Origin of the sequence: Geobacillus sp. Y412MC52 (genome assembly GCF_000174795.2) — a bacterium.
Lineage (GTDB): Bacteria > Bacillota > Bacilli > Bacillales > Anoxybacillaceae > Geobacillus > Geobacillus thermoleovorans.
This window is the reverse complement of record NC_014915.1, coordinates 957,340-984,068: the sequence shown is the minus strand read 5'-3', so window position 1 is coordinate 984,068 and position 26,729 is coordinate 957,340. Positions and strand designations below refer to the sequence as shown.

At 54.2% G+C, this 26,729-nt stretch carries 23 protein-coding genes; 4 read left to right on the top strand and 19 right to left on the bottom strand.

Annotation, left to right across the window (positions count from 1 at the left end):
* Positions 1–12: 12 nt before the first annotated feature.
* Positions 13–447: a YkyB family protein gene (locus GYMC52_RS04955; protein WP_013523305.1), complete on the top strand. Its 435-nt coding sequence runs from the start codon at positions 13–15 to the stop codon at positions 445–447.
* Between the two features lie 151 nt (positions 448–598).
* Here GYMC52_RS04955 and GYMC52_RS04950 read toward each other — a convergent pair whose 3' ends face one another.
* The 5 genes from GYMC52_RS04950 to corA all read right to left on the bottom strand — a co-directional run bounded on the left by GYMC52_RS04950 (position 599) and on the right by corA (position 6,552).
* The gene (locus GYMC52_RS04950) at positions 599–2,026 is read right to left on the bottom strand and encodes a glycosyltransferase family 2 protein (protein WP_083777778.1); all 1,428 of its coding nucleotides are present in this window, start codon (positions 2,024–2,026) and stop codon (positions 599–601) included.
* A complete protein-coding gene (locus GYMC52_RS04945) occupies positions 2,002–3,030 on the bottom strand; it encodes a HEAT repeat domain-containing protein (protein WP_013523303.1) in 1,029 nt (342 codons plus the stop codon). Before GYMC52_RS04945 ends, GYMC52_RS04950 begins: the two co-directional genes overlap by 25 nt.
* Positions 3,027–4,655 carry a diguanylate cyclase gene (locus GYMC52_RS04940; protein ID WP_013523302.1) on the bottom strand — a complete coding sequence of 543 codons (1,629 nt, stop codon included), beginning with the start codon at positions 4,653–4,655 and terminating at the stop codon, positions 3,027–3,029. Before GYMC52_RS04940 ends, GYMC52_RS04945 begins: the two co-directional genes overlap by 4 nt.
* Positions 4,656–4,826: 171 nt before the next feature.
* A complete protein-coding gene (locus GYMC52_RS04935; protein ID WP_013523301.1) occupies positions 4,827–5,477 on the bottom strand; it encodes a glycoside hydrolase domain-containing protein in 651 nt (216 codons plus the stop codon).
* Positions 5,478–5,553: 76 nt separating this feature from the next.
* A complete protein-coding gene (gene corA, locus GYMC52_RS04930) occupies positions 5,554–6,552 on the bottom strand; it encodes a magnesium/cobalt transporter CorA (RefSeq protein WP_041468507.1) in 999 nt (332 codons plus the stop codon).
* A 189-nt stretch (positions 6,553–6,741) separates the two neighbouring features.
* Here corA and GYMC52_RS04925 point away from each other — a divergent pair, with 189 nt between their 5' ends.
* Together GYMC52_RS04925 and GYMC52_RS04920 are read left to right on the top strand one after the other, a co-directional pair.
* Entirely contained in the window at positions 6,742–6,969 is a 228-nt protein-coding gene (locus GYMC52_RS04925) for an IDEAL domain-containing protein (RefSeq protein WP_011230536.1), read from the top strand.
* A 153-nt stretch (positions 6,970–7,122) separates the two neighbouring features.
* Positions 7,123–8,280, top strand: coding sequence for an aminotransferase A (locus GYMC52_RS04920; protein ID WP_013523300.1), 1,158 nt, complete (start codon positions 7,123–7,125; stop codon positions 8,278–8,280).
* Positions 8,281–8,476: 196 nt separating this feature from the next.
* Here the strand turns inward: GYMC52_RS04920 and GYMC52_RS04915 are convergent, their stop codons facing one another.
* From GYMC52_RS04915 to GYMC52_RS04850, 14 genes are all read right to left on the bottom strand, one after another.
* Entirely contained in the window at positions 8,477–10,135 is a 1,659-nt protein-coding gene (locus GYMC52_RS04915) for an IS1634 family transposase (RefSeq protein ID WP_013523299.1), read from the bottom strand.
* Between the two features lie 273 nt (positions 10,136–10,408).
* Positions 10,409–11,383 (bottom strand): quinone oxidoreductase family protein, encoded by a 975-nt coding sequence (locus tag GYMC52_RS04910; protein ID WP_013523298.1) that lies wholly within the window; start codon positions 11,381–11,383, stop codon positions 10,409–10,411.
* Positions 11,380–12,162 (bottom strand): 2-phosphosulfolactate phosphatase, encoded by a 783-nt coding sequence (locus GYMC52_RS04905; protein ID WP_013523297.1) that lies wholly within the window; start codon positions 12,160–12,162, stop codon positions 11,380–11,382. The genes GYMC52_RS04910 and GYMC52_RS04905 overlap by 4 nt, the downstream gene beginning before the upstream one ends.
* Positions 12,163–12,171: 9 nt before the next feature.
* Positions 12,172–13,230, bottom strand: a complete 1,059-nt coding sequence (locus tag GYMC52_RS04900) for a phosphotransferase family protein (RefSeq protein WP_013523296.1) — start codon at positions 13,228–13,230, stop codon at positions 12,172–12,174.
* Positions 13,231–13,328: 98 nt separating this feature from the next.
* Positions 13,329–13,898: a TetR/AcrR family transcriptional regulator gene (locus GYMC52_RS04895; protein WP_013523295.1), complete on the bottom strand. Its 570-nt coding sequence runs from the start codon at positions 13,896–13,898 to the stop codon at positions 13,329–13,331.
* 108 nt (positions 13,899–14,006) lie between these two features.
* A complete protein-coding gene (locus GYMC52_RS04890; RefSeq protein ID WP_013523294.1) occupies positions 14,007–15,626 on the bottom strand; it encodes a long-chain-fatty-acid--CoA ligase in 1,620 nt (539 codons plus the stop codon).
* 21 nt (positions 15,627–15,647) lie between these two features.
* Entirely contained in the window at positions 15,648–16,430 is a 783-nt protein-coding gene (locus GYMC52_RS04885; protein ID WP_013523293.1) for an SDR family oxidoreductase, read from the bottom strand.
* Between the two features lie 18 nt (positions 16,431–16,448).
* Positions 16,449–17,660: an acyl-CoA dehydrogenase gene (locus GYMC52_RS04880; protein WP_013523292.1), complete on the bottom strand. Its 1,212-nt coding sequence runs from the start codon at positions 17,658–17,660 to the stop codon at positions 16,449–16,451.
* 175 nt (positions 17,661–17,835) lie between these two features.
* Entirely contained in the window at positions 17,836–18,702 is an 867-nt protein-coding gene (locus tag GYMC52_RS04875; protein ID WP_013523291.1) for an NAD(P)-dependent oxidoreductase, read from the bottom strand.
* Between the two features lie 26 nt (positions 18,703–18,728).
* Entirely contained in the window at positions 18,729–19,514 is a 786-nt protein-coding gene (locus tag GYMC52_RS04870; protein WP_013523290.1) for an SDR family oxidoreductase, read from the bottom strand.
* Between the two features lie 101 nt (positions 19,515–19,615).
* Positions 19,616–19,834 carry a hypothetical protein gene (locus GYMC52_RS04865; protein WP_013523289.1) on the bottom strand — a complete coding sequence of 73 codons (219 nt, stop codon included), beginning with the start codon at positions 19,832–19,834 and terminating at the stop codon, positions 19,616–19,618.
* Positions 19,835–19,952: 118 nt separating this feature from the next.
* Complete coding sequence (gene odhB, locus GYMC52_RS04860) at positions 19,953–21,221, bottom strand: 2-oxoglutarate dehydrogenase complex dihydrolipoyllysine-residue succinyltransferase (RefSeq protein WP_011230524.1); 1,269 nt, start codon at positions 21,219–21,221, stop codon at positions 19,953–19,955.
* A 31-nt stretch (positions 21,222–21,252) separates the two neighbouring features.
* A complete protein-coding gene (locus GYMC52_RS04855; protein ID WP_013523288.1) occupies positions 21,253–24,105 on the bottom strand; it encodes a 2-oxoglutarate dehydrogenase E1 component in 2,853 nt (950 codons plus the stop codon).
* 258 nt (positions 24,106–24,363) lie between these two features.
* Entirely contained in the window at positions 24,364–26,340 is a 1,977-nt protein-coding gene (locus tag GYMC52_RS04850) for a methyl-accepting chemotaxis protein (protein WP_013523287.1), read from the bottom strand.
* A 150-nt stretch (positions 26,341–26,490) separates the two neighbouring features.
* Between GYMC52_RS04850 and GYMC52_RS04845 the strand changes: the two genes are divergently transcribed.
* Complete coding sequence (locus tag GYMC52_RS04845) at positions 26,491–26,691, top strand: YbxH family protein (protein ID WP_041469393.1); 201 nt, start codon at positions 26,491–26,493, stop codon at positions 26,689–26,691.
* The last annotated feature ends 38 nt before the right edge of the window (positions 26,692–26,729 follow it).

The window sequence follows — 26,729 nt, the reverse complement described above, 5'->3', positions numbered from 1 at the left end:
GGAGACATGCCGATGAAACCGGTGCAATTGACGGTCGACAATATTGCCAAAGCGATTTTTACCGTCAACCGCCATGCCAAAACAGCATTGAACCCTTCGTTTCTTTATCTTCTGAAGAAAAAAGCGATCGAGAAGCTGCTTGAGGAGGGCAAGGCGAAAAAAGTGGGCCTCCATTTTTCCCGCAATCCGAGATACAGCCAACAACAATCCGACGTGCTTGTCGCCGTCGGCGACTACTACTTCCACATCCCACCGACAAAACAAGATTTCGCCGCCCTTCCACACCTTGGCTCTCTCAACGATTCATACCGCAACCCTCCAGCTCGGATGCCGCTGTCAGAGGCAAAAGCCATTCTCATCGCCTACACCGGACTGAGGGAAAAGCCGGAACAAAAGCCGAAACGGCTGACAAGACCCGTATTTAAACGGCTCGGCGACCGCTATTAAGCGGACGCCGAACCGTGTCCTGGCTTTTCGCTTTGAATTCATCATGTTTTCGTGAATATTCCTCTTTTTGTTCGACCACGATCGCTTGGGGAGACATGCACTGATTCGTCAGGCCGAGGCGCAGCCTTTTCGCTCTATTCTCTACCTATGTTTACGTCGACACTCCTTTTCGCTTGATGCTCCCCCATTGCTTTTTCCGGCGAACAGCGTCGATCACCCCTTCACACCGCCACCAGGCTGTAAGCGGCCGGTACCAAAGCGTCTCCGTCAATGAAAAGAAGAAAAGCCGCACTAAATCAGAGACGTTGGGGAACTTCCGATCCGTCCATTCTTCAAGCAAGACGGCAGCGGCTGACAACAGCGAACCGTACAAAACCGAAACCGTCAGCAAAAGAAGAGCGAATTCGACGTACAAATTTCCGAGGAACAAGGAGCAAACAACGACCATATAGCCGATCAACTCCACGACCGGGCCGAGAAGTTCAATGAACCAAAAATACGGCAGCGAAAGAAGGCCGATGGAACCGTACTTCGGATTGAACAGCAACGACCGATGGCGCCATAAACTCTCAAACAGCCCGCGATGCCAGCGCCGCCGCTGCCGGCGCAAATCCCCATACGTTTCCGGCGCTTCCGTCCAGCAAACCGGGTCGGGGATGTAGATGATTTTTTTCGTCTCGTTTTTTTCCCGCGCCAGTCGATGCAGGCGCACAACGAGTTCCATATCCTCGCCAGCGGTATCGGCATATCCCCCGGCTTCCATCACCCACGGTTTGGAAAAGACGCCGAACGCCCCGGAGACAATCAGCAGCAAGTTGTGTCGGCTTAAGCCGAGACGGCCGAGCAAAAACGCGCGCAAATATTCAATCGTTTGCATAATAACGAGCGGCCGCCGCGACAAACCGACCTTGACGATTTCACCGCGTTCAATCCGACAGCCATTGGCGATGCGAACACTTCCTCCAGAAGCAATGACTTCTCCGTCGGATTCAAGCATCGGTTTCATCACCTTCAAAAACGCGCGCCGCTCCAAAACCGAATCGCCGTCAATCGAGCAAATGTACGGGTAACGGGCGGCGTTGATCCCCGCGTTCAACGCATCCGCTTTCCCGCCGTTTTCTTTATCCAGCACAAACAAATGCGGGTAATCGGGCGACTGGTAAACCGCCTTGATTTCCTTTGCCGCCAGCTGGCGGCGAATGACGCGATAGACCGGCTTCAGATGGAAATGATCGATCAACCGTTCAAGCGTCTTGTCAGTCGACCCATCATTAATGACAATGACTTCATACTGCGGGTATTCGATGGCTAGCAGTGAGCGAACCGAACCAACGATGCCCGCTTCCTCATTATAAGCTGGAACGAGGATCGATATCGGTTTTGCGTAGCTGGCATCGAGCAATTCTTCATACGGCTCCCAATCGTCAAGGCGACGAGTGCGGCGCAAGTGGATGAAGGCGACAACAAGCAAAAACGTATAAAAAATGAGAACAATCGTCATATAAACGAGCACAACATGCCCGACCGTCAAGAGGACCCCCCGCCATGCTTCCACTATCCTCCCTCCCCTTGAAGCCATTGCTTGGCCATGTCGCGAGCGTAACGGTCCGCTGCTGTGCGCGCCGCTGTGCGCAACACGGCCCGACCGCCTGGCAGACGGGCGATGGCCGCCGCTGCTTCAGAACGAACGACAAAGGAACGATCACCTAGCCGCTCATAGAGCAAGGGAAGGAGCCGCTCTTCACGGCATTTTCCCGCAAGACGGGCGGCCATCAGCCGCTCTTGCCAATGGGGCGAGCACAAGTGACGCTCGAGCCTCGCCGCCTCAAGCGGCATGCCGATTTCCGCCATCGCCTTAAGCGCGCGAACACGAAGCTCCAACTCATCTGATGTCAACAACTCCAGCAAAAACGATCGCTCCCTTCGTCGACGGATGCCGATCATATCGATGAACGCGCATTTCCCCGCCCGCGGCAGCTCATCAAATCGCTGTTCCACCTGTCGAAGCAGCCGCTCGCTCATATGGCCAAAAATGGCCCGGTACGTAAATTCCGTCAATTCGTATTTCGGCTCGAGCACGTAGGCCACAACTGGGCTATGGTCAAATTGGGCGAAGATAGCCAACAGTTTTGCTTCTTCCCCTCTCGTCACCCGATCGGTGCGGTACAGCCGCTCCATCTCCGGCAGCATCGCCTTCACCTGCAAATCCTCGATCAAAAACAGCGCGTTCATCCGCTCGCTCCAATGACGGCTTGACAGCCTTCGACGCAGCCATCCTTGAAAATGCATCTCCGCCAATGTTCGAATTCGCTCCTGCACTTGCTCCCCTTTCAAGAGTAAAGCAAAATGGTCAAGGAGCTCCATCATCGCTTCACGCTCAAGCGGCGAAGACAGCAAAGGCAACTGCTCCTCTTCACCGAGCAAATAACGAAGCAACGGTAGATGGTACCGTTCCTTCAAAGCGCACAGCTGAGCATGGCGCCGGTTTTCCCGCCGCTTTTGCACAACCAAATAGAGAAACAAGCTTACCAACAGTGCAAGGAAAACGGCCGTTGCGGCCAAGGCGAAAAGCAGCGCCATCATGCATCCAGCTCCTTTAACAGCCGGCGCAGCCGCGCCTCAAGTTCAAACCATTTGAACGGCTTTGTCACATATTCGTCCGCTCCTCGGTTCAGCGCATGGGCAATATCCCGCTCATCTTGGCGCGACGTTAGCATCATCACCTTGCATGGTTTTCGCTCTTGACGGAGGCGGTGAAGAACCTCCAGTCCATCCATTCTCGGCATCACCCGGTCCAAAATGACAACAGAGCGCCGCCCGCTTTCATAAAGCGGCGATTCCAAAAAGGAAAGGCCGTCGTCGAACTCGTAAATGTCTGCCTGCCTCTCCTGCTCAGCAGCAAGCTTGCGGACAAGATCGGCGATCATCACCCGCACGAGCTCATCATCATCCACGATGGCCACTGACCATCGCTGTTGATCCGTTTGCGTCGGACGGACGTCCTCATCCAAAAATTCGCTCCCTTCACATGCCGCCTCTTCGATTCGATTGCCGCCGCCTCGTTTCGCCGCATACAGCGCCCTGTCGGCCACACGCAGCCAATAGTCAAGCGGCTGATCCGGATCACAGAATTCAACCAAGCCGGCAGAAAACGTACAAGATAGACGCTCGCCGTCCGCATCGATCGTTTCGGCGGCGAACTGGCGCCGCAGCCGCTCCAGCACTGCACGAGCCTCGCTTTTGGACGTTTTGGCCAGCCAAACGACAAACTCTTCGCCCCCCAAGCGAACGACCGTATCCACTCCACGTGTATGTTGGCGCAAAAAGGCAGCCAGCTTTTGCAATACCGCATCGCCTGCAAGGTGGCCGAAACGGTCGTTGATTTGCTTGAAATGATCCAAATCGAGCAGCGCCAAACAGCTGGGGGTGCCAGAGCGTTCAAGTTCGCTGCGCAGGCGCACGTATACTTGCGGCAAATACTTCCGGTTGTACACACCTGTCAATTCGTCAATGAGCACAAGGTCATCGATTTTTCGTTTTTTTTCCACGAGCCGGCGAACGCGAACGAACAGTTCATCTGCCGCTGGGGTGGTGATGACATCATCTGCGCCAAGCTCATAACCTTTCAACCGCCCCTCTTTGCCCTCGTCTCTCCTTACAATGACAACAGGAAGATAGGGGCGCTGTCCGGCGCGCTCAAGCAAAACCGTCAAGTCCGGATTCTCCCACTCTCCCTCCTTCACGCTGACGATGATGCAATCCGAGCTGAGACGAAACATCGACGCGGCCGCCTGCTCAAGGGAGAGAATCGTCGTGAAAAGCCATGGCACGGTTTGCAGGGCGCCGCGGACGTAAGCAAAAAACAGGGGATCATTTCCACAGAGGAGAATCGCTGCTTTCGGCCCTTGGCGGTGCGAAGAGGGAATGGTGGCAAAAGCCGCTTCCCCGGCTTCATAGAAGCAGCGAAGGAGAGGAACCATCTCCATCAGCGCCTCCTCCGCTGTCCATTGCCGTTTTGTTTGGCCGTTCAACCGATGAATGAGCCGCTCTGCTTCAGCAACGATGTCGCTGCGACCAATCACCGCCGCCGTCCGGCCGACAGCATTGAAAAATCGGGCCAATTCCGCACCGTCAAGCGGCGGTCCCGTCCTCCATCGTTCGTATTGTTCATGGATGCGATCCAACAGCGAGGCGACAGATCGATCCATATTCCCTCTCCTTTCGATCATCGTTCCGTTTTCCCCAACCGACTGACATCCTCCTTTTTTCCTATTACTAATATAATCGATCCAAGCAAAAAAATTAAAAGAAAAGACGCGCAACAGCCAACAATTTCCCAGCCCCATAAAAAAGCCGCTGCCTTTTTGCAACGGCTTTGTTCAATACAAAAAGTCCAATAGGCGTCGGTCAGCTAAATTCGTGTCAACCGGGCAGACTTCTGCATCACGCCCGTACTGCCACACCCAGACATTCGCGCTGCAAGGCGGGGCAGCCGGCTGATAGCGCGGCGCTTTCTGCTCTTTCGTCGTTCCCGGCCTTGGTGCGGCGCTCCAAATGACCGCCTGCACCGCCACTTTGTTGTTCCGGCTGACCGCCTCGCAATAGGCAGCGGCGAAATCCCCTTTCGTCGGGTCCGCGTACAGCCCCGGCCGGTATCCGGTCGGATAGAGCGTTTCCACCCAAGCAGCGATCCAAGCGGCATCCACAGCGAAAAAGTCTTCGATGTTGGCAAACAGCAGTTTATTTTTCGGAATGCCGAGCCGCCGCGCATGGAACACCGCGTTGCGCGCCGCCACCTGACCGTTCGCATAGCCGACCGCTTCGCGGAAGGCGTTATAAATCGGCAGCACCTTTACGCCATAGTTGCGGATGCGGGCGATCTCGTCGCGTGTCAACCCTTCGGACACGTTCGGCACTTCCGACAAATAACGGCCCCAAAATTTCGGATAGCCAAGCTCCGTCCGCACGCATTGAAACAGCTGATCCGTTACGACTTGCGCCGAGTCGACGCCCCAAATTCCTCTTGCCATCGGTTCCCCTCCTTCGCGCTTACGCTGCCGTCATTATGTAATTATGTATATGAGGGGAACAGCCCGTTTTATACGGCTACTGGCGGCGCTCTCGCTCCTCCTTCGCCCAGTCGCCTTTCAACAACTGAAACCAGCCGTTGCGCTTAAACCAGACGAACATCGTCATGCCGATCACCGCCATGGCGGCCAATACAACAAAGTATCCGTACTTCCAGTGCAATTCAGGCATATAATCAAAGTTCATCCCATAAATGCCGGCAATAAAGGAGAGCGGCATGAAAATGGTCGTAATGGCTGTAAATGTCATCATAATATTGTTCATTCGATTCGAGTTGAGCGATAAATAGCTGTCGCGGATATCCGCGGTAATTTCTCGGTTTGTCTCAATCATTTCCGACAGCTTCAGCAAATGATCATAAATGTCATGAAAGTACAGCTGCCGTTCTTTCATGCGCTGCAGCCGGTCGGAATGGATGATGCGGTACAACAAGTCGCGCATCGGCACGATCGTTCGGCGCAGCTTCGATAAATCGCCGCGGATGTCAAACACTTTTTCAATAATGTCGTGAATCGGTTCATTGTTCGTATTCTCCTCTAAATCGTTCAGCACGTCTTCAATATGGTAAAGCGGTGGAAAATAATCATCCACAAGCTTGTCGATCAGCCGGTACATGACGTGAAACGGCCCCTGCTGAACATCTTCTTCATGCTTCAATCGCTCCCACACCTCGTCGACGGCATGAATCGGCGACTTATGAAACGAAACGATGAAGTTTTGCCCGACAAACAAATCGACTTCCTCAGCCTCCAGCGTCATCCCGGCAATGGCATGAAGCACAACAAACAAGTAGCGGTCATAAAAATCGAGCTTCGGCCGCTGCACATATTCGAGACAGTCTTCAATCGCCAGTGGGTGAAAACGGAAAAAGGAGGCGAGCAGCGCCGATTCCTCATCCGTCGGCTCATGAAAGTCAACCCAATACCATGAGACATCCGGGCTGTTGACAAGCGTTAAGTCAACATCATACAAAATCTCAAATTCTTTTGTCACGACACACGTGCGAATCATCGCCATCACCTTTGCCTTGTTCTCCTCTTATCATAACCGAAAAACTGTTAAGTCCCAACAAAAAACGGGTATAAAAATCATGTAGAGAAAAAATTGACAAAAAATATTTATCTAAATTTTCTTTACATTAGCATCAAAAACGACGATAATATAAGAAAGGGAACTGTTTCGTTCCCATATGGGAGGGACTGAATCATGTACGAAAAACAATACCCGAATGAAGGCGCCGTTTTGTTCAACCAGCCGGAAGAAAAAAGCAGCTACGGGCCGATGGCCGAACAAGTGCTGAAAGAAGCGATCTTCCAGTTTCAAAGAAAAAAACTGATGGAACAAATTGATGAAGCGCTCGCGGCCGGCAACAAGCCGTTGTTTTTCAAGCTTTCCGCCCAATATAACGACCTGTTGAAAAAATACGGCGCGTAAAAGGAGCGAACGAAGTTGGAAAGTGAATCGTCGATGACCAAGTGAGCCCCATTTCCGTTTGTGGGAACCATCCGGACGGAAAGGGGCTCATTTTTGTTTTTTCGTTTTCCTCGCCAATGGTACAATAGAAACAAAAAAGAAAGGTGGACAACCGTGAAACACCTCATTCAACCACGTGTTCAAGCCATTCAGTTATCAGGCATCCGCCAATTTTTCAACCTTGTCGCCGACCGGCCGGGACTTGTTTCCCTGACGATCGGCCAGCCTGATTTCCCAACGCCCGATCATGTCAAAGCAGCCGCTCAGGAGGCAATCGCCGCCGATTTCACGACGTATACAGCGAACGCCGGCCTGCTGGAACTGCGCCAGACGGCTTGCCAATTCGTCGCTGACAAGTACGGCCTTCGCTACACGCCGGACGAAGTCATCGCCACCGTCGGCGCCAGCCAAGCGCTTGATATCGCATTTCGCACGATTTTGGAGGAAGGGACGGAAGTGCTTCTTCCCGCACCAGTCTATCCCGGCTATGAACCGCTCATCCGCCTGTGCGGAGCGAAACCGGTGTACATCGACACAAGGCCAAACGGTTTCCGTCTGTCGGCTGAGCTCATTGCGCCTTATTTGACGGAAAAGACGCGCTGCCTCGTTCTTCCATACCCATCAAATCCAACCGGGACGGCGCTGTCAGCCGAAGAGCTTGAGAACATCGCTTCCCTTTTGAAAGGACGGCCGATTTGGATCGTTTCCGATGAAATTTACAGCGAGCTCGTTTACCACGGACGCCATCACTCGATCGCCGAGTGGCTGCCGGAGCAGACGATCGTCATCAACGGTTTAAGCAAATCGCACTCCATGACCGGTTGGCGCATCGGGTTTGTCTTCGCTCCAGCGTTCGCCGTTGAACAAATGGTGAAAGTGCACCAATACAGCGTCTCGTGCACGTCATCGATCAGCCAAAAAGCGGCGGTGGAGGCGCTGACCGCCGGCAAAAACGACGCCGAGGTGATGCGCGCCGCCTACGCCGAGCGGCTTGAGTATGCCTACAGTCGTCTCACCGCCATGGGGCTGCCGGTTGAGAAGCCGGATGGAGCCTTTTACTTGTTTCCGTCAATCACCGCCTTTGGCATGTCTTCGTTTGATTTTGCCCTCGATGTCGTCGAAAACGCCGGCGTCGCCCTCGTTCCCGGCAGCGCCTTTTCTGAATACGGTGAAGGCCATGTCCGCCTGTCGTACGCTTATTCGCTCGATGTGCTCAAAGAAGGGCTTGACCGGCTCGAGCGGTATATCCAAACGAAGCGCCGCAGACCGTAACGGTTTTCAAAAATCGTATCGGTTTAGGCCGCCATGCCCCCATAAGAAAAAGGCTGCTTTTCTTTCGACTCACATTTCGCACCCTAACAAGGTCAAAACAAAGGATTTTTTATTTAGTTTTTCAGAATAACTTTTTGACCAACACAACGAGCGATGGCAATCCTTTTTTTACCATCGCTAGTCGTTCTGTATCATGTTAGACGTAGATGCTCTCATCCATGCCCAATCCCTGCAGAATCCTTCGCTGATCCGGGTTGAGGGAGCGATCCAGTGCGCGTTGGATGCGCCCGTCTGGCAGCTCCAGCAGGATGACGTTCACATATTGAAACAGCTGAAAAATCGCCTGTCCCGTTGGCCGGGTCAGCTTGCGGCCTCCCGCGCCCTTTAACGGGCGTTCTGGTGTGATGAACTGACGCACCCGGCGCTGAAAAACGCGGTAAATCGCCAAGGCCAAGAGAAATAGATAGCCCAATACGGCGACCCGTTCTGGTTTTTTGACATAAATCTCATCCGTGAAAAACGGATCTTTCAAAAACGCGAAGTTCATTTCCACCGAGATTTGCCCTTTATACAGCTTCAAGATCTCTTGGGCATCCATTTGTTGGCCCTTCCATTCCTTCGGAACGGTCGTGACGAGGACAAACCGGGACGCTTTCCGTCTTGCCTGTTCCCATGCCGGTTGGTCGAATTCGACGTTTAGGCGAAGGGTGTACAGCGTCTCCGTCTCGGGTTCCGCCCCTTTTTTCGGCCGTCCGCGCCGTTTTTTCGGACGCACGATCTCTTCGACCGCGGCCTCCACTCGATGAAACCGAGGGCGAAGGGACGCCTTGAGGGACGTCAAGGCTTGTTCGGCGTCTTCGCGGCAGGAGAAGGGGTGGCGCTCCCAACGGACTTGTTCCTCGCGAAGAAGCTCCGCTTCTTTGACCCGCTCTTTTTCGAGCGTTTTTCCTTTGCGCTGGTCGAGCGCGCTCGATTCGACGACGATCAGCCGAACCGGGTGGCCTTCATAGGTCGCGGCCGTTTCCCATACCCGGTACGTGGCGCCGTTTCTCTCCGCTAGGGTAAAGGGTTCGCTCCACGGGATGTGAGGCGAATCGGCCTCTGCGAGCGCCTGTTTCACGATTCGAAGCGACGAAGGGCCTCTGGTGATCAAAAAGGCACGGGCGGCTTTTGTCTGCGCCAAGGTGTCTTTCGTCATCGCGGCGGAATCGGCCACGTAAATCCATTCGTCGTCGATCTTGGCTTGTTTGAACTGTTCGTGGATCCGCGACAGCACCTCAGGATTCCACGCCTTATCCGATCGATTGCCGTCATGCACATCGCCGTAAAACGGGATGCCATCCTCGTTGCCGACCAGCCCGAAGCCGATTGGTTTTTGCCAACGGTGATGGCGGTTATAGCCATGTGTGATCTGCAAAGCCTCTAATGAGGCCGACTCATACGCTCCGTAAACCGTCTTGTCCGTCGTATCAGCGTGAAAGGCTCGGAGGGAAAGGCCTTCTTTGCGATAAATGTGAATCAAGCAAGTGCTGATGACCTTGTGAATATCGGCCTCATACAAGCGGTCGAGATGACGGGCCAAGGCATCGTCGTTCAACCAGGAAGGATGGAGACCGGGACGGATGAGTTTCTCCAGATCGATCTCCTGAGCCCATCGTTCTAAGTGAACCAGGGCTTGCCGGCCGTCAAATAGATTGTAAAGGATGGCCTGAACGGCATCGCTGACTCGCGTTTGGCACTGTGGATCGACGGGCACAAGATGGTCAATCAAGTGGGGGATGTCGAGTTTTTTGACTAGAACACTTATTATATTCAAATAACCATTACGATAGACCCCTTTGACTTTCACATTCATGAGAGAAAAACTCCTTTACGTTCCTTGTGTGTCAAGGATTCATTCGACATCGGAACAAAAAATCCTCCCGATTTTCGTCGGAAGGGTGCGAAATGTGAGTTTCGACTTTTGTTCACCATTGGCTTTAGGGGAATATGCAAGAAAAGGGTGTCCCAAAAGGATCGGGACACCCTCTTTCGTCTCTATATATACGCACTGACCGATTATTCCGCACTATATTTTGTGTCTACCCTGAAGGCAGACAGCCTTTTGGGTCAGCCCCCTCTTCTTTCCTTATGGCACAAGCAGAAGCTTGCCATACGTTTTCCGCCCCTGCAGCAGCCGATGCACTTCAGAAGCCTGCTCAAGCGGGTAGACGCCGCCGATCATCAGCTTCAGGCTTCCTTCCTGCACCCACGCGAGCAATTCCCGCAAACTTTGTTCGTACAACGCCCGCTTTTTCATGATTTGCGGCAAGAAAAAGCCGATCACCGACCAGTTTTTCGCCATCAGCCGGACTGGATTGAGACGCGTCATTTCCCCGCTCGCCGCCCCATATACGACCAGGCGGCCGAACGGAGCGAGGCAATCGAGCGTCTGATGAAAGACATCGCCGCCCGCCATTTCCAAAGCGACATCGACGCCGCGCCCACCGGTCGCCTCCATCACGACCGCAGCCCAGCTGTCTTTTGTATAATCAATGGTGACATCAGCGCCAAGCTGTTTGGCGAGCGCTCGTTTTTCCTCCGTGCTTGCCGTGGCGATGACCATTTTGGCGCCGAACCGTTTCGCCAATTGGACGGCAATCGTCCCAACGCCGCCGGCTGCGGCATGAACGAGCACCGTCTCCCCTTCTTCCAAGCGGCCCATCGTTTTGAGAATATGGTAGGCGCTTAGCCCTTGCACCGGCAAGGCCGCCGCCTGCCGGGCATCCATTCCATCCGGAAGCGGCACGACCGCCCGTTCATCGACGGCGACAAACTCAGCGTAGCCGCCGGATTCGATCAACGCGACGACGCGTTGCCCCGGGAGGACCGTTTGCACCTCCGGACCAACTTCACGGACAACGCCGGCCACTTCCGTCCCAGGTATGAACGGAAGCGGCGTCGGCACAACATAGCGGCCTTCCCGTCGGGCTGTATCCGCATAGTTGACGCCGATCGCTTCAGCTTCAATCACGACTTGCCGCCCCGTGGGTTTCGGACGTTCGCCTTCGCAAACACGCAAGACATCCGGTCCACCGTATTCAACGAATTGGACAAATTTCATGGCGATATCCCCTCTTTCGTTACTTTTGTCGACGCCATATCGCGCAGTTCCGGGCCGAACGGCCCCAGCTCAAGTTTTGGAACGGCAGAAAGCGACCCGTGCCGGTTGATGTAGTCGATTTCTTTTTCCAAGCCGTACGCCGTCATCCAACGGCCGACGCGCGAGGCAGACAACACTTCTTTCGCCTTTCCTTCATCCGAATATTGCCGGTAAAAGAGCCATGCGGCCGTCGCGCTGTCGGACAGCTCCGCCGCGTTGATCCCTTGCTCGATCAAGCAGTGCACAAAGTAGCCGGCGCCATAAAAGTCTTCTAGGCAAAAACGGCCCGACGAGCCGGAACAAATCACAATGATCGTCTCTTCCTGATGTAAACGGCAAATATGCTCGCTGACCGCCGGGCTGTTCAGCAAGCTCGCCGCGTACACCGCACGGGCTGGCTGAGCTCTGCGAATCGCCACCGTGCCATTGGTCGTCGATAGCACGACTGTTTTCCCTGGACAAACCGTTTGCAAAAACAGCGGCGCCGGCGGATGAAAACCGGCGATCGTCCGCCCTTCGTATTCGCCGACGAGCCCATAGCTGCCCTCTGGCAAGCGAAGCGCGATCTCCTTGGCCTCCTCGGCATCGCGCACCGGGATCACCGAACGAGCGCCGGCAGAGAGAACTGCTGTAATCGACGAGGTGGCAAGCAAAACATCGAACACGACAGCCACCTTTCGATCAGCAAGCGCCATCTCATCAATGTCTTCTTTGCGCAGCACGACATGCACTTTTGTCATCACGCCGCCTCACCGTCCTGTCGCCAGCTGCCATGCATGCTCAATGAGCGCTTCGACAAACTGGCCAAAATGGCGAAACCGCTCATCGTTGGTCTGTCCGCGGCGGTAGCGGTAATAAATTTGCTGGCAAATGACCGCTAATTTAAAGTAGGCAAACGTTAAATAAACGTGTATATCGGACACATCACGGCCGCTTTTTTTGGCATATGCCTCAATAAACTGTTCGCGCGTATAAAAACCGGGACGGACGGTGACCGGCGCGCGGCCAAATCCATTTTTCACAAGCGGCGGATCATCTTCTTCAATCCAATAACTCATCGCCACCGCCAAATCCGCAAGCGGATCGCCGACGGTCGACATCTCCCAATCAAACAGCCCAACCATTTTGGTGATGTCGTCTTTGGCAAACAAAGCGTTATTCAGCTTAAAATCGTAATGGATTACGGTTGCTTCGCGCTGCGGTGGAATATGATAAGCGAGCCACTTCATCAGCGCCTCGGCTTCCGGAATATCATCCGTCTTGGCCCGCTCATAGCGCTGGATCCATCCGTGCACTTGCCGTTCCATAAACCCATCCGGCTTTACCATCTGAACGAGGCGTGTGTTCGTATAATCAATTTGATGGATACGGACAAGCGTCTCGACCATCGTCTCAGAGATGCCACGGCAAACGTCTTCTGTCGGGATGACGCCATCGGGAAAATCACTGTCAATCACGACGCCATGCCGCCGCTCCATGACGAAAAACGGACTGCCGATCACCGATTCGTCTTCACAAAAATAGAATGGTTTCGGCGCCAACGGGAACAGCGGATGGATTTCAGAAAGCCACGTGCTCTCCCGCTTCATATCGTGCGCTTTCGGCGGCACCGGGCCAAACGGCGGCCGGCGCAGCACCGCCTCCCACTCCCCACAGCGGAGCAAATACGTCAAATTCGACCGGCCGGCGGAAAATTGCTGGATCTCGAGCTCCCCATCCGGCATGTCCGGCAGCACCGTGCGCAAAAACTTGGCCAGCTTCCCTGCCGGCAGTTCTTCCCCCTTGCGCACTGGAATAATCGCTGTCATCTCCCTCTCCCCCTTGGTCAACAATTCAAGCGCGCCATTGCCGCCGCACGAACAGCATCCATCGACACACCTCGGATCAAACTTGTTTGTCTCTCTTTTCACTCGGCTTTCGAGACAGACGGCGCGCTCATGCCATCAAGCAGGATCTCCACCATCTGCTTCGCCACCTCGGCATCGGTCAGCTCGCCGTCCGGACGAAACCATTGGTAGCTCCAATTGGCCGCCCCAAGAACGGTAAGCGTGGCGATCGATGGCGACAAATCGCAGCGCAGTTCACCGCTTTTCATTCCTTCCTCAATCAACGACTGCAGCCGATAGCGGAACAAATCGCGCTTTTCTTTTACTTTCTGTAAATGCTCCTCATTCAAATGCTTCATTTCACGAAAAAAAATGCGAGCTTCCCTTCCTTGCCGTTCGACATTATGGATGAGCATGAAGATAATATCATACAGCTTTTCCTGCACCGAGCGCCGTTTGTCGCTTATAATCCGCTCCTCTTCGTCAAGCAGCCTTTCAATGTAGCGAAGGTGAATATCCATCAACAGTTCTTCTTTGCTTGTAAAATAGTAATAAAACGTCCCTTTTGTCACCCCGAGGGCGTCAACGATGTCTTGGATCGATGTTTCGCTGAACCCATTTTGTTCAAACAGCTCAATGCTGGCAGCCATAATTTTCTCCTTCACGTTTTTACACCTCTTGCCTAAAATGTAGTCGCTGCCAGCTATTGTACCATAAAACGGCCAAGCCTGCTTCGGACTTGGCCGAAAGCCGCGCCGTTATTGCGAGCGGGATGCTTCTTCACGCAAGGCGCGGCGCAAAATTTTCCCGACGTTCGTCTTCGGCAGTTCGGCACGGAACTCGACAATGCGCGGCACTTTGTACGCCGCTAAGTTTTTTCGGCAATGGGCAAGAATTTCTTCTTCGCTTGCCTGCATTCCATCTTTTAAAACGATAATCGCCTTCACCGTTTCGCCGCGATACGGATCCGGCACACCAACTGCCGCCGCCTCTTTCACCGCTGGATGTTCGTACAGCACTTCTTCGATTTCACGCGGATAAATGTTATAGCCGCCGGCGATGATCAGATCTTTTTTCCGGTCGACAATCGTCACATACCCTTCCTCGTCAATCGAAGCCAAATCGCCAGTGTACAGCCAGCCGTCGCGCAGCGCCGCCGCCGTTTCTTCCGGCATGTTCCAATAGCCTTTCATCACTTGCGGTCCACGGATAATCAGCTCGCCGACTTCGCCTGGCGGCAACTCTTGCGTGCCAGTCGCCACATCGACGACTTTGTACTCGGTCAGCGGCATGCCGATGCCGACCGTGCCCGGCTTGCGCGCCGCAAACGGCGGATTGCAATGCGTCACTGGCGAGGCTTCGGACAAGCCGTATCCTTCAAGGACAACCGCTCCCGTTTTCGCTTCGAAGTCGCGCATCAACTCAAGCGGCATCGGCGCGCTGCCGCTGTTGCACGTTTTAATGCTACTGATGCCATATTGCTCGACTCCAGGAGTATTTGTAATAGCGACATACATCGTCGGCACGCCCGGAAACACCGTTGGCTGTTTATCGCGAATCGTCTCCAACACTTCTTTCAGCTCAAAGCGCGGCAGCAAAATGTTTTCCGCTCCTTGGTAAATGGCCAAGTTCATTCCCGACGTCATCGCGAACACGTGGAACAACGGGATGACAGTTAAATATCGCTCTTTCCCGAACTCAAATGTCCCTTTGAAAAATTCGGCGCATTGCAAGACGTTGGCGAAAATGTTGCGGTGGGTGAGCATCGCTCCTTTTGAGCGCCCTGTCGTCCCGCCAGTATATTGCAGCACAGCGACGTCATGCGTTGGTTCGATCGGCACCGGGCGCACAGCTCCGCTTCCTGCGGCAAGAAATTCGTCAAATGTGACATCTCCTTCAGCCAGCGCAACGGATGGCGGCGCTCCGAAGCTGACGGTGATCGCTTGTTTGACGGCTGTCTCCCCTCTGACCGCGGCAAGGCGCGGATAAAGCGGTTCATAAATGACGATCATCTCCGCTCCGGAATCGTTCAGCAAATACGAGAGTTCACGTTCGACAAGCATCGGATTCACTTGGGTGACGATGGCGCCCGCCTGCAAAATGCCATAGTAAGCGATGACATATTGCGGACAGTTCGGCAGCATAATCGCGACCCGATCCCCTTTTTGCACCCCAAGCGCCTGCAGGCTTGAGGTGAAACGGTTGACTGCTGCAGCGAGCTCGGCATAGGTGATCGTTTGGTCATAAAACGTCAGCGCCGGCTGAGCGCCAAATTCCGCCGCCCGTTCATGCAGTACATCGCATACCGTTTTGTCGGGAATATCCATATAGAACGAAATGTGTTCCGGATAAAGAGACAACGCCCGTTTTTCGCTCATTTGCGTTTCCCCCTTTTTTAATTAAATGCCGGTCGCATGGCTGCCGCCGTCAACGACGAGGAGCGCGCCCGTGACAAAGGCGGACGCCGGGGAAGCGAGAAACAAGACGGCCCCTTTCAAATCATTCTCTCCGCCAAAGCGGCCGAGCGGCGTATGCTCGAGCACTTTTTTCCCAACGCGTTCAAGAACGACTTTTGACATTTTCGTCGGGAAAAAGCCCGGCGCCACCGCGTTGACGCGAATGCCGTGCTTCCCCCATTTGGCTGCTAGGTCCCTCGTAAACGTAATAACCGCCCCTTTGCTCGTGTTGTAGCCGATCGTATTTAAAATGTCCGGGTGCGTGCCGCCAAGGCCAGCGACGGAAGCGATATTGATGATGGAACCGCCGGTTTGTTTGGCGATCATCACCTTGCCGACCGCCTGGCTCATGAGAAACGTGCCGGTAACGTTGACGTTGATCACCTTTTGCCATGCCTCAAGCGGCATTTCCTCGACCGGCGCTCCCCACGTTGCTCCGCTGTTGTTGACTAAAATGTCGATGCCGCCAAACTCTTTGACGGTCGTTTCGACGACATGTTTGACCTCCTCCGGATTCGTCACATCGCACCGCAGCGCCAGCGAACGGACGCCGAGCTGTTCCAGCTTTTCTTTCACTTGCTCGCACGCTTCCACTTTCCGCGAACAAACGACGACGTTCGCCCCGGCTTCGGCAAGACTGACGGCAATTTGCTCGCCGAGCCCGCGCCCACCGCCAGTGACAATGGCGGTTTTCCCCTCGATTTTAAATAAGTCCAACACATGCATATGACCACTTCCTCTCCCTTATTGTTGATATTGCCGCAATTCAAGCTTGGCCACTTGCTCTTTATGCACTTCGTCCGGCCCATCGGCCAGACGGAGCGTGCGCGAGTTCGCCCACATGGCGGCAAGCGGAAAATCGTTGCTCACCCCAGCGGCGCCAAACGCCTGAATGGCACGGTCGATGACCTTCAAAGCGACATTGGGCGCCACCACTTTAATCATCGCAATTTCTTTGCGCGCCGCTTTGTTGCCGACCGTATCCATCATGTACGCCGCCTTTAGCGTCAGCAAGCGCGCCTGCTCGATCTCAATGCGCGACTGAGCGATCCACTCGCGGATAACGCCGTGTTCAGCGAGCGGCTTGCCGAACGCCACCCGCGACTGTACGCGCCGGCACATGAGTTCAAGCGCTCGCTCCGCCGCTCCGATGAGGCGCATGCAATGGTGGATCCGTCCCGGGCCAAGCCGGCCTTGAGCGATGGCGAACCCTTTTCCTTCGCCCCAAATGATGTTTTCTTTCGGCACGCGCACATGGTCATACGTAATTTCGGCATGCCCGTGCGGCGCATGGTCAAAGCCGAACACCGGCAGCATCCGTTCGATTTTCACTCCCGGCGTATCGAGCGGAACGATGATCATCGACTGTTGCTCATGTTTTGGCGCATCGGGGTTCGTTTTTCCCATTACGATGGCGACTTTGCAGCGCGGGTCGCCGGCGCCAGACGACCACCATTTCCGCCCGGTGATGACATACTCATCGCCGTCGCGGACGATGGAGGCGCGAATGTTCGTCGCATCACTCGACGCGACATCCGGCTCCGTCATCGAAAAGCAGGAGCGAATTTCCCCGTTCAAGAGCGGGATCAGCCATTTTTTCTTTTGCTCCTCTGTGCCATAGCGGACGAGCACTTCCATATTGCCGGTATCCGGCGCATTGCAGTTGAACACTTCCGGAGCGATGAGCGAACGGCCCATCATTTCGCAAAGCGGCGCGTATTCGACATTCGTTAATCCCGCACCGTATTCGCTGTCTGGCAAAAACAAATTCCACAGTCCTTCTTTTTTCGCCTTTTCCTTCAATTCTTCCATGATCGGCGGCACGCCCGACCATCTCGACTCTTGTGCGTTCAGCTGCTCCTCATACACCCTCTCGTTCGGATAAATGTAATCCTCCATGAAAGCGCTTAATTTTTTGATCAACTCTTTCACTTTTGGCGAATAGGAAAAGTCCATATGCTCCCCTCCCCTTTATACTAACCGGTTGGTATGTTGTTTCTACTTTTACTATACCTCCACAAGAACAAATATTCAATATTTTTCGATAAATATATCCGAATTTGCGCTTTCCATCTCCCCTGCTTCGCTGAGAAGACAGAGAGGATAAAAAAGGGGCGAACAACCGCCCTGCTTACGCCTTAACATACCGCTTGTATAGCGCTTGCGTGCCGCTGTTTTCCTCACCGGCTTGCGCCAACTCTTCGTACAGTTGTTTGGCGAGCGCCAGCCCTGGCAGCGGCAAGTTCATCCGCTCGGCTTCCTCAAGCGCAATTTTCATATCTTTAATGAAATGCTTGACGTAAAACCCAGGAGCAAAATCTCCTGACAACATGCGCGGCGCCAAGTTGCTCAGCGACCAGCTGCCGGCCGCCCCTTTGGCGATGCTTTCAAGCACTTTGAATGGATCAAGACCAGCCCGCTTCGCATACGCCATTGCCTCGCACACCCCAATCATGTTCGTCGCGATGGCAATTTGGTTGCACATTTTCGTATGCTGGCCGGCTCCAGCTCCTCCTTGCCGCACGATGTTCGTGCCAAGCCGCTCGAGAATCGGCTTGCACGCCAAAAAGACGTCCTCATCACCGCCGACCATAATCGTCAACGTTCCTTCGCGCGCGCCGATGTCGCCGCCGGACACCGGGGCGTCCAAAGCATGGATGCCCTTTTGCTTGGACGCCTCGTAAATCGATTGCGCGAGCGTCGGCGTTGACGTCGTCATATCGATGACATATGTTCCCGGCCGCGCATTCTCCAAAATGCCGCCCTCGCCGAAATACACTTGCTCGACATCGCGCGGATAGCCAACCATCGTAATGACGACATCCGCCTCCCGCGCCAAATCAGCAACCGTTTCCTTCCAAACCGCTCCTTCTTGAAGCAAGCCTTCCGCCTTTTCTTTTGTGCGCGTATAGACGAGAAGCGGATAGCCCGCCTTCAGCAAGTGGCGCGCCATGCTTTTCCCCATGACGCCAAGGCCGATGAATCCGATTGTTTTCATCCGGTCTCCCCTCCTGTCGGTTTGCCTTAAATCGCCTTCACCATGCCGCCATCGACAATGAGCGCTTGACCAGTAACGTACGAATTCGCTTCGGACAGCAAGAAGACGACGACATTGGCAAACTCTTCCGGGGTTCCGTAGCGGCCGAGCGGAATGGCGCTTTTCATGCGCGCTTCCATTTCTTCTTTCGTAATGCCGAGTTTCTCGGCATTCACTTTGTCCAAAAAGGCGACGCGCTCCGTCGCGATCCGACCAGGAGCCACCGTATTGATTAAAATGCCATCCGGAGCCAGCTCAACAGCAAGCGTTTTCGTCAGCCCAACGATGCCAGTGCGGAACGTGTTGGATAAAATAAGTCCCGGAATCGGCTCTTTAATCGATGATGAGGCGATGTTGACAATTTTTCCTCCCTTTTTCTTTAAGTAAGGGAGCGCTTCGCGAATGAGGCGAATATAGCTCAACAAATTGAGCTCAAACGCATATTGCCAGTCTTCGTCGCTCACCGTTTCAAACGTTCCCGCCGGAGGGCCGCCGGCGTTGTTGACGAGCAAATCGATCGTCCCAAACGTCTCGACCGTTTTGGCGACAAGCTGGCGAATGTCGTCGGCGTTGGTGACATCTGTGCGCGTATAAGCGACGCGTCCCTTATGTAAACTGTTCAATTCTTCCGCCACTTCGTGCAACTTTTCTTCGTTTCGGCTCGTGATCATCACGTTTGCTCCTTCAAGCACAAGCGCCCGGGCGATCGCCTTGCCAAGCCCTTGGCTCGAGGCAGCGACAAGCGCCGTTTTTCCCGCCAATCCAAGTTCCATCGTCATCCCTCCAACAAAAGAATGGTGTTAAGTAACCATATTCGCGCTCATTCGTCATTTTCCTTCTTTCGATCAGCGAAAAAAGTGATCCGCTGGGCGGATCACCTCTCTTCGAAAAGCGACTGAAACCGTTTCATCCCTTCCTCGACGTCAAGGCGATCAACGTGAAACGGATTCGGATTGGCAGCCTTCATCGGATCAGCATCAGTCCGCACCCCAATCGCCTCGGCGCCGTCGGCGGTCGGATCGTTGATGACGCTTTCGCGGGCGCCGTCGCGGTAAAACATGTGCGGGTGATCGTTTCGTCCACGCTCTGGCATCAAATTCCCCCTTTTTTCCGGTAGTGTTCCGTAAGACATGGAAAATCATTCACCGATCAAGGAAAGGCGGGGAAAAAGAAAGAGCCCGCGCATCGCAGGCTCCCCTTTTCCTTCCTAATCAGCTTTCAAGCAGCAAATCTTCCGGATTTTCGATCAAGTCTTTCACCGTTTTTAAGAACCCTACGGCCTCTTTGCCATCGATGATGCGGTGGTCGTATGACAAGGCGACGTACATCATGGGACGGTTTTCGATCCGCTCTTCATCGACGGCGACCGGACGCAGTTTGATCGAATGCATCCCTAAAATGCCGACTTGCGGCCCGTTGAGAAGCGGAGTCGACAACAGTGAACCGAACACGCCGCCGTTGGTGATCGTAAACGTGCCGCCTTGCAAATCGGCAAGCGACAACTTATTGCTGCGCGCTTTCGCCGCCAATTCGGCAATGTCGCGCTCAATTTCAGCGAAGTTTTTCCGGTCGCAGTCGCGCACAACCGGAACGACAAGCCCTTCGTCCGTCGACACGGCGACGCCGATATCATAATATTTTTTCAACAAAATTTCATCGCCTTGAATTTCCGCGTTGACGTACGGATATTTTTTCAGCGCCGCGACAGCCGCTTTGACGAAAAATGACATAAAGCCGAGGCGGACGTCATGCTCTTCGAAAAATTTATCTTTTTTCCGCTTGCGCAGATCGATGACCGCCGACATGTCAATTTCGTTGAACGTCGTCAACATCGCGGTCGTTTGCGTCACTTCAAGCAGCCGTTTGGCGATCGTTTGCCGACGGCGCGACATTTTTTCGCGGATGACCGGCTTGCCGGCCTCAGCGGCTGGAACGGCGGCCGGCGTCGACGTCGGCGCGGCTTGCGGAGCCGGCTGCGGGGCGGCGGCCGGTTGTGCGGCAAACGAAGCGACGTCTTGTTTGCGCACGCGCCCAAGCGGATCAACGGTCGGCACTTGCGTCAAGTCGATCCCTTTTTCACGCGCCATTTTCCGGGCAGCCGGAGAGGCGATTGGCCGCTGGCTCGGCGCCTGGGCAACCGCGACTGGCTGCGGCGCTGGCTGTTCATTGCTGTCGGCCGGCGCGACCGTTTCCGTTTCATCGGCTGGCTGCGGAGCAGCTTGCAAAGCGGCAGTCGGTGCTGCCGCTCCTTCGCCGATAATGGCGATCGCTTGGCCAACCGCAACCGTATCGCCTTCATTGGCAAGCAGCTGTTGCAAAACACCCGACTCTTCCGCCATAATTTCCACGTTCACTTTATCCGTTTCAAGCTCGCAAATCGATTCTCCTTTTTCCACGTAGTCGCCCGGTTTTTTCAGCCATTGGGCGATCGTTCCCTCCGTGATGGATTCTGCTAACTCTGGGACTTTGATCTCAGCCACGTTGATGCCCTCCTCAAATGTTCCGTAGTCATCATTCATGCTTCGTCAATGCACAGCGGATGATGCGCTCTTGCTCTTTTCGGTGGACGACCGGATCGCCTTCCGCCGGGCTGGCCCGCCGGCGCCGCCCAATGTAACTGACATCGACACCCTCTGGAGCCAACGCCCGCAGGCGCGGTTCCATATACAGCCATGCCCCCATGTTTTTCGGTTCTTCTTGCACCCAGACGAGCTCTTTGACGTTCGGATAGCGGGCGATGATGTCTTTCACCGCTTCTTCCGGGAACGGATACAGCTCTTCAATGCGCACGATATGCAGCCAGTCAAGACCTTCCATTTTGCCGATTTGTTCCGCCAAATCGATCATCAATTTTCCGGTGCCAAACACGATGCGTTCCACTTTGCCAGCGTCAGCGCCCAATCCCGGCTGTTCGAGCACCGGCGAGAACGCACCGTCAACGAACGCTTCCGCATCCGACGCTGCCAGCGGATGGCGGAGCAAGCTTTTTGGCGTCATAATGATGAGCGGACGCACTTCTTCTCTTGTCAACAGCGCCGCCTGCCGCCGCAAAATATGGAAATATTGCGCGGCCGTCGATAAGTTGGCAACCGTCCAGTTGTTTTCCGCCGCCAGCTGCAAAAAGCGCTCGACGCGGCCGCTTGAATGTTCAGGGCCTTGCCCTTCGTAGCCGTGCGGCAATAGCATGACAAGCCCGGATTTTTGCCCCCATTTCGCCCGGCCGGATGAAATGAATTGATCAAACATCACTTGCGCCATGTTGGCGAAGTCGCCAAATTGCGCTTCCCAAAGCACGAGCGTCTCCGGCGCGTAAACGTTGTAGCCGTATTCATAGCCGAGCACAGCGGCTTCCGTCAGCGGGCTGTTGTACACGACAAACGACGCTTTGGCGCCGCTGATGTGGTGAAGCGGCACATACTCTTCTCCGGTTTTCACGTCATGGAGCACCAAATGGCGCTGCGCAAACGTGCCGCGCTGTGAATCTTGCCCGGTCAAGCGGATCGGCACGCCGTCTTGCAAAATCGTGGCAAACGCTAAAATTTCCGCGTGCGCCCAATCGACTTTGCCGTTTTGCGCAAACACGCCGCTTCGCCGTTTTAAAATGCGCTCAAGCTTGTTAAAGACGTTGAATCCGTCCGGAAACTGCAGCAATTCTTCGTTCACACGATGGAGCACGTCTTTCGCCACGCCCGTTTTCACTTCCGGCAGCCGATCGACGACCGGTTTGGGCGGATCCATGATGAAATCGAGTTCGTCTTCGTTTTTCGGCACCCGCTCGTAGGCGATTTTCAGCCGTTCGGCCACCTCTTGCTCCATTTCGTCGACTTCCCGCTCGGTGATGATCCCTTTTTCCATCAATTTTTGCGCATACAGCTGGCGTACGGTCGGATGTTGGTTGATGATCGCGTACATCGTCGGGTTCGTCGCCATCGGCTCATCCATTTCATTATGACCGAAGCGGCGGTAACCGATTAGGTCAATGACAAAGTCTTTTTTAAACCGCTGGCGGTAGGCAAACGCCAAGCATGCGGCCGCCAAACAAGCCTCCGGGTCGTCGGCATTGACGTGCACAATCGGCACCTCAAACCCTTTCGCCATATCGGAAGCATACGTCGTCGAGCGTGAATCGTAACTCTCCGTCGTAAAGCCGATCATGTTATTGGCGATGATATGGATCGTCCCGCCGGTCGTATAGCCGCGCAGCTGGCTTAAGTTGAGCGTTTCCGCGACGATCCCTTGTCCCGGGAACGCGGCATCGCCGTGAATCAAGATGGCAAACGACGCATCAGTATTTTGCACCGGCACTCCTGGTTTTGTCCGATCTTCTTGCGCGGCGCGCGTGTAGCCAAGCACAACCGGATTGACCACTTCGAGATGGCTTGGGTTGTTCGCGAGCGTAATCCGCATCGTATGCGCGCTTTTATTGCGAAGGCGGCGCGCCGCCCCTAAGTGGTATTTGACATCGCCCGTCCACCCGTACGTGATCGCCACTGATCCTTCAGACGGAATGAAATTTTTGCTTTCCGCATGCTGAAACTCGGCGAAAATCATTTCGTACGGCTTGCCGAGCACGTGAGCCAGCACGTTCAACCGGCCGCGGTGCGCCATGCCGATGTTGACGGCGTCAATTTCATGTTCGATCGCTTGGCGAACAAGCTCATCCAAAAGCGGCACCATGGAATCAAGCCCTTCGATCGAAAACCGTTTTTGCCCGACATACGTCCGGTGGATGAACTTTTCAAACCCTTCCACTTCCGTCAGGCGGCGCAACAAAGCAACCCGCTCTTTGTTCGCCAAGCTCGGGTAATACGCTCCGGACTCGATTTGCTGAATGAGCCAGTTCCTCTCTTCGAGATTATGTACTTGCGAGAATTCAAACGCGATTTTGTCCGTGTAAATTTTGCGCAAATGCAAGATGGCGTCCCAGCCGTTTTTGACATGCGCCGGAGCGTGCGGGCAAAGAAACGCGACCGGAATGCGCTTTAAATCCTCTTCGGTTAAGTCGTATTCGTCAAGCTCCAAGCGGCGCAGCTTTTTCTCCTTTTTGACAAGCGGATTCGTATCGGCAGCCAGATGGCCGTAATGGCGAATGCTGTCCGCCAGCTTGACGGCAGCGACAAGCTTGCTGAAAATCGTCGGCGTCTCCGGCAGCCGGAACGTTTGATGCGTTTTGGTCGCCTCGTCATCCGCAGGAGAAACCGGTTCTTCCAAGACCGGCGCCCCCCACTGTTCAAACAGTTGCTTCAGTTCCGGGTCGATGCTGTTAGGGTCATCGAGATACTGTTCGTACATTTCGATGACATAACCGAGGTTCGGCCCGTAAAACTGGCTCCACGGTTGAGCGTAGTTCGTCTGTTTTGCCATCGTGAAAAAACCTCCACCTTGTTTTCGCATCGTTCGGGCTGGGCAACAGCTATGCATGAAAGTCCTCATTTCGCTGCCAGCATCCCCAAACGTACAGCAAAATAACGGTATAAACGTTTTCACTGTTTATTTTAGCACTATCGCTCACTAAAATCGACGAAGAAGCTGAAAAAATTTCACTTATTATCACTGTATGAATACACTCGGCTGGAGGCGATAAAAAGAACGCCCCGCTGCCATCAGGGCGTCCTCTGCTTTTTATGAAATTTTGAACTTCTCCACCAGTTGTTTCAACTGCCGGCTCATTTCGCTTAACGCCTCCGCCGATTCAGTCACCGTCGAAAGCGCCTGCAACTGATCATCAGCCGAAGCAGCCACTTCTTCCGCCGCTGCCGCTGCTTGTTGGGCGATGGCAGCGATGTTTTGCATCGCCCCAACGACATCGTCTTTGCTCGCGTTCATCCGCTTTGCTTCCTCCATAATCCCAGCGAGCGCTGTTGCCACTTGCTCCATCATGCCAGTGATTTTGACAAACGAATCGCCGGTCGTGTGCACCGCTTCCCGCTGTTCGTCATACGCCTGCTTCGAGCGGCCGACCGCCTCGATCACCAGCCCGGCTTGCTGCTGGATGGCGGCGATCGTCGCGCGGATCATCTCCGTCGCTTTCGCGGATTGTTCGGCCAGCTTGCGCACTTCATCAGCGACAACGGCAAACCCTTTCCCATGCTCGCCAGCCCGCGCCGCCTCGATGCTGGCGTTTAACGCCAGCAAATTCGTCTGTCCAGAAATGGCCGTGATCGTTTGAATAACGCCGTCAATTTCATCCATCTTTTTCACAAGGTCGCTAATGACATTTTCTACAGACTCGAGTTCATTTTTCGCTTCCTCCGATTTTTTCTGCAAAATGTTTAAATGCTCCAAGCCATCGTAGCTCGCGGTTTTCGTTTCATCGGACAGCGACTCCATGCCAGCCGTCGCATTCGTAACCGCTTCGATTTGCTGCGACAGCGTCGTCGTCCGCTCATTGATCGTATCAAGGCTTCCCGCTTGATCAGTCGTTCCTTTCGCGATTTCGCCGATCGCTTTCGCCACTTGTTCGCTTGTGGCCATCGTTTCTTCCGAGACAGCGCTCAAATGGTCGGCCGAAACGGCCAATTCATTGACCGATCGGTTCACCTCGCTGATCAGCATCCGCATATGGTCGATCATGTCATTGAAGTGGCGGGCGAGGCGGCCAATCTCATCTTTGGCAGTGACACGCGCGTGCACCGTCAAGTCACCGCCCGCCGCCTTTTCGACTTGCTCTTGCAGCGCCACAATCGGCCTTGTGATCGAGCGCGCTAAGAAATAAACGGCAACAAGCGCCACAATGAGCGCAATAATGGTAATGACAAGCATGTTTGCTCCAAGCGAGCGGCTCATCGCCGATAAGTCCTTTTCTTTATAGACGACGCCGACTTTCCAGCCGAGCTCTGGAATGGTAGTGAAGTACATCACCTTTCGCTCGCCATCTTGCTCATATTCGTGCATTCCTTTTTCATGCTCGAGCATATAGCGGACCGTCGCGTTTTTCGCCATGTTTTTCCCCTTATATTGCGGGTGGACGACCGCCGTCCCTTTCGCGTCAAACAGCACCGGATAGCCGTGATAGCCGACGTCGCTCGCATTGACGATTCTCGTCACCGCATCGAGCGTCATATCGATGCCAATGACCGCAGCAATGCGGCCGTTTTCACTCACTGCTTTGGCCAACGTCACAACGTGCTTGCCGGTAATGGCATCGACATAAGGTTCGGTCCACACGACTTCATCCGGCCGCTTCATCGCTTCTTTATACCACGGGCGGCTCGTCGGATCGTATCCGTCCGGGAGCTCTGTCATCGGCGTGATGTACATTTTCTTCTGCTCAGTGCCAATATAGATGAATTGCACATTCTCATGCAGGCGCAAAAACGTACGGAACTGCTTTTCCAGCCCGGGCCAGGCGCTTTCGTCCCGAACCATTTGCAAAGCCAACGGCGATTCACTGAATTGCACTAAGCTGTTCTCTTCACTTTGAAAACTGTCGCGAATATCGCCGAGCAGTCCGTCAAGCGCCGTCTGCGCCCGTTGCTTCACGTCAGCATCCACCATCTTCCGCATTTGCACAACCCCAACGAGCTGCGTCGCTGCCAAGGAAATCACTAACAATAAAGCCATCAAGACGATCAATTTGCTGCGCAATGTCCGGAACACTCTCTATTTCTCCCCTCTGTTTCCTCTTTTTGTCGCACTAATTTTCATTATACAAAGGACGATCGTCCCCCGTCTATAGGAGGACCTTCTTAATTCATACATAACGAATCGACGCACATGGGACAATAAACTAGAGGAAGGTGAATGACAATGGGTGCCATCGAACACGAAGGATATCGATTTGAGATCGAATACAGCGTCCTGTTGCAAAAAGGGGCGCTGCATGTTTACCGCAACGGCAAATTCATCGATGAAATTGTGTTTCCCTTTCGCGGCGAAAAGCCCGATGAACAGCAAATTGAAGCGCTTGTGAGCGAGTATGTCGAGCAAAAAACCTCCGGCCGCTGTTAGTTGTCGGAGGCTTTTCTTGCCATTTTTTCGAGTTTTCC

Coding starts and splice junctions, on each gene's coding strand:
- GYMC52_RS04885 (WP_013523293.1), bottom strand. CDS start 16,430: ATGCATGTGTTGGACTTATTTAAAATCGAGGGGAAAACCGCCATTGTC.
- GYMC52_RS04955 (WP_013523305.1), top strand. CDS start 13: ATGAAACCGGTGCAATTGACGGTCGACAATATTGCCAAAGCGATTTTT.
- GYMC52_RS04875 (WP_013523291.1), bottom strand. CDS start 18,702: ATGAAAACAATCGGATTCATCGGCCTTGGCGTCATGGGGAAAAGCATG.
- GYMC52_RS04940 (WP_013523302.1), bottom strand. CDS start 4,655: ATGGATCGATCTGTCGCCTCGCTGTTGGATCGCATCCATGAACAATAC.
- GYMC52_RS04950 (WP_083777778.1), bottom strand. CDS start 2,026: ATGGCTTCAAGGGGAGGGAGGATAGTGGAAGCATGGCGGGGGGTCCTC.
- GYMC52_RS04935 (WP_013523301.1), bottom strand. CDS start 5,477: ATGGCAAGAGGAATTTGGGGCGTCGACTCGGCGCAAGTCGTAACGGAT.
- GYMC52_RS04900 (WP_013523296.1), bottom strand. CDS start 13,230: ATGACAGCGATTATTCCAGTGCGCAAGGGGGAAGAACTGCCGGCAGGG.
- GYMC52_RS04910 (WP_013523298.1), bottom strand. CDS start 11,383: ATGAAATTTGTCCAATTCGTTGAATACGGTGGACCGGATGTCTTGCGT.
- GYMC52_RS04915 (WP_013523299.1), bottom strand. CDS start 10,135: ATGAATGTGAAAGTCAAAGGGGTCTATCGTAATGGTTATTTGAATATA.
- GYMC52_RS04925 (WP_011230536.1), top strand. CDS start 6,742: ATGTACGAAAAACAATACCCGAATGAAGGCGCCGTTTTGTTCAACCAG.
- GYMC52_RS04895 (WP_013523295.1), bottom strand. CDS start 13,898: ATGGCTGCCAGCATTGAGCTGTTTGAACAAAATGGGTTCAGCGAAACA.
- GYMC52_RS04865 (WP_013523289.1), bottom strand. CDS start 19,834: ATGCCAGAGCGTGGACGAAACGATCACCCGCACATGTTTTACCGCGAC.
- GYMC52_RS04845 (WP_041469393.1), top strand. CDS start 26,491: ATGGGTGCCATCGAACACGAAGGATATCGATTTGAGATCGAATACAGC.
- GYMC52_RS04880 (WP_013523292.1), bottom strand. CDS start 17,660: ATGGACTTTTCCTATTCGCCAAAAGTGAAAGAGTTGATCAAAAAATTA.
- GYMC52_RS04905 (WP_013523297.1), bottom strand. CDS start 12,162: ATGACAAAAGTGCATGTCGTGCTGCGCAAAGAAGACATTGATGAGATG.
- GYMC52_RS04890 (WP_013523294.1), bottom strand. CDS start 15,626: ATGAGCGAAAAACGGGCGTTGTCTCTTTATCCGGAACACATTTCGTTC.
- GYMC52_RS04945 (WP_013523303.1), bottom strand. CDS start 3,030: ATGATGGCGCTGCTTTTCGCCTTGGCCGCAACGGCCGTTTTCCTTGCA.
- GYMC52_RS04855 (WP_013523288.1), bottom strand. CDS start 24,105: ATGGCAAAACAGACGAACTACGCTCAACCGTGGAGCCAGTTTTACGGG.
- GYMC52_RS04870 (WP_013523290.1), bottom strand. CDS start 19,514: ATGGAACTTGGATTGGCGGGAAAAACGGCGCTTGTCGCTGCCTCGAGC.
- corA (WP_041468507.1), bottom strand. CDS start 6,552: ATGGCGATGATTCGCACGTGTGTCGTGACAAAAGAATTTGAGATTTTG.